The 2,338-nt window shown below is 65.7% G+C and carries 3 protein-coding genes; 2 read left to right on the top strand and 1 reads right to left on the bottom strand.

Annotated elements, in window-relative coordinates; all coding sequences use genetic code 11:
* Positions 1–371 (top strand): hypothetical protein (locus LPZ50_RS24175; RefSeq protein WP_230665383.1); only part of this gene is annotated, 371 nt, incomplete at its 5' end.
* 205 nt (positions 372–576) lie between these two features.
* Entirely contained in the window at positions 577–1,641 is a 1,065-nt protein-coding gene (fba, locus tag LPZ50_RS24170; protein WP_230665382.1) for a class II fructose-bisphosphate aldolase, read from the top strand.
* 55 nt (positions 1,642–1,696) lie between these two features.
* On the opposite strand, the gene LPZ50_RS24165 is transcribed toward fba, so the two are convergent.
* Positions 1,697–2,125 (bottom strand): GFA family protein, encoded by a 429-nt coding sequence (locus LPZ50_RS24165; protein WP_230665381.1) that lies wholly within the window; start codon positions 2,123–2,125, stop codon positions 1,697–1,699.
* Positions 2,126–2,338: the final 213 nt, after the last annotated feature.

Below are 2,338 nucleotides of genomic sequence, written 5' to 3'. Positions count from 1 at the left end.
CGGCGGGCGCGGGCCGCCCGCCCATCCACGTCATGGTCCAGACCGATGGCGAGGCGCCCGGGCCCGCCGTGTCGCGCGTGGTGCGCGACCTGGTGGCCCGGCTCGACGAACAAGTGCTGGCGGCGGCCGATTTCCTGCTGGATCATTATTCGCCCGAGCCTTGGCTGAAACAGGGCATGGATCCTGCCCAGTTGCTGCCCGAGGAAACCGCCGAGGCCATGGCCGACCGCGCGGTGCTGCGCGCCCTGTGGCTGTTCGACGAGACGGGCGACGGCTACGAAATGTGGTTCACCATGCCCTGGGACGCCGAACACACCTACGACGTGGAATTCGAAGACGGCGAGCCCGTGGACTGCTCGGTCAACGACTGAGCGCGGCCGGCGGCGCCATTTTCCGCGGCCGGCGGGGCGATATCGGGGGCCTTGTGTCCCCCGGGCGGCCGGCTGGGCCGTGTTCCGGGGCATTTTGACACCTTCCGTGACACCGTCTCGCCGGAGTCCGGGTCAATCCCGGCTAAAATCGCGCTATTCAGCAAGGCTCCAACCATCATTCCATCGTAATCAGGAGTACCACCCCATGGCTCTCGTCTCCATGCGCCAGTTGCTCGACCATGCCGCCGAGCACGGTTATGGCATCCCCGCGTTCAACGTCAACAACCTGGAACAGGTCCAGGCCATCATGGAAGCTGCTGCCGAGACCGACAGCCCGGTGATCATGCAGGCCTCGGCCGGCGCGCGCAAATACGCGGGCGAAGGCTTCCTGAAATACCTGATCCAGGCGGCGGTGGAATCCTACCCGCACATCCCGGTGGTCATGCACCAAGACCACGGCCAGTCGCCCAAGGTTTGTCAGGGCGCCATCGATCTGGGCTTCTCCAGCGTCATGATGGATGGCTCCCTGAAAGAAGACGGCAAGACCATCGCCGACTACGATTACAACGTGGACGTCACCAAGCAGGTGGTGGACACCGCGCACAAGCTGGGCGTTACCGTTGAAGGCGAACTGGGCTGCCTGGGTTCGCTGGAAACCATGCAGGGCGACAAGGAAGACGGCCACGGCGCCGACGGCAAGCTCACCATGGACCAGTTGCTTACCGATCCCGAGCAGGCCGCCGATTTCGTGCGCCGCACGCAGCTCGACGCGCTGGCCATCGCCATCGGCACCAGCCACGGCGCCTACAAGTTCACCCGCAAGCCCACCGGCGACATCCTGTCGATTTCGCGCATCAAGGAAATCCACGCCCGCCTGCCCAACACCCACCTGGTGATGCACGGCAGCTCCAGCGTGCCGCAAGACCTGCTGGCCGAAATCCGCGAATTCGGCGGCGACATGAAGGAAACCTACGGCGTGCCCGTGGAAGAAATCCAGGAAGCCATCAAGTATGGCGTGCGCAAGGTGAATATCGACACCGATATCCGCCTGGCCATGACCGGCGCCATCCGCCGCTTCTTCGCCGAGAATCCCAGCAAGTTCGATCCGCGCGAATACCTGAAGCCGGCGCGCGCCGCCGCCAAGGCCATCTGCGTGCAGCGTTATACCCAGTTCGGCACCGCCGGCAATGCCAGCAAGATCAAGCCGCTGCCCCTTACGGAAATGGCCCAGCAGTACGCCGCGGGCAAGCTGTCGCAAGTGGTGCAATAAGCTTCAATGAAGACAGGGCGCCGCTCCCAGTGGGGGGCGCCCGGCCGCCGGCGCCTCAGCCCGGCGAATTGCGTCCGAAGCTGGGTATCGTGGTGTCGATGTGGTGCCACGACGGCGCGGATTCCGTCCACAGCCCCAGGCGGGCGCGGAACTGTTCCGGATCATCCAGCGACCCCGCTTTCACAATGGCGTAGCCGGCGCCCTGCGTGCCGCCGAACAGCGGCGTGCCGCAATGCTGGCAGAAGCTGCGCATGACCGTATTGCCCGAATCACCCATGTAGCTGTGCTCGTGGGCCCGGCCCTGCAGGATGCGCAGCGCCTCGGGGGCCACCAGCAGCGCATGGGCCGGCGCGCCGCCGCTGGCGTACTGGCAGTCGCGGCAGTGACAGGTGGCTGCGGTCATCGGCTCGGCCGTGATTTCATAGCGGACCGCGCCGCATTGGCAGCCGCCGGTAAGCGGGACAAAAGAGGGTTTCTGGACCATGCAGGAGCTCCTGGTTGAATTAGGGCTAGGCTAACCGATGGCGGACTGGCCAGCCGACTGGGCTGCGCTTCTTGGCCGTTGGTTGCGCCGCTGATATTCGTGTTCTTGCATTTGTGTTCTTGCGTCGCCTGTCCGTCCTGGGCGTGGGGCCAGGCGAAGCCCGTCGGGCTCGGGCGCATCCAGGCGCCCTCGGCGCGCTGCGCGCGCTACCCC

This window comes from Bordetella petrii (assembly GCF_020991325.1).
Classification (GTDB): Bacteria; Pseudomonadota; Gammaproteobacteria; order Burkholderiales; family Burkholderiaceae_B; genus Bordetella_A; species Bordetella_A petrii_E.
Note: the sequence above shows the minus strand (reverse complement) of the source record. Positions and strands in the feature narration are given on the sequence as shown.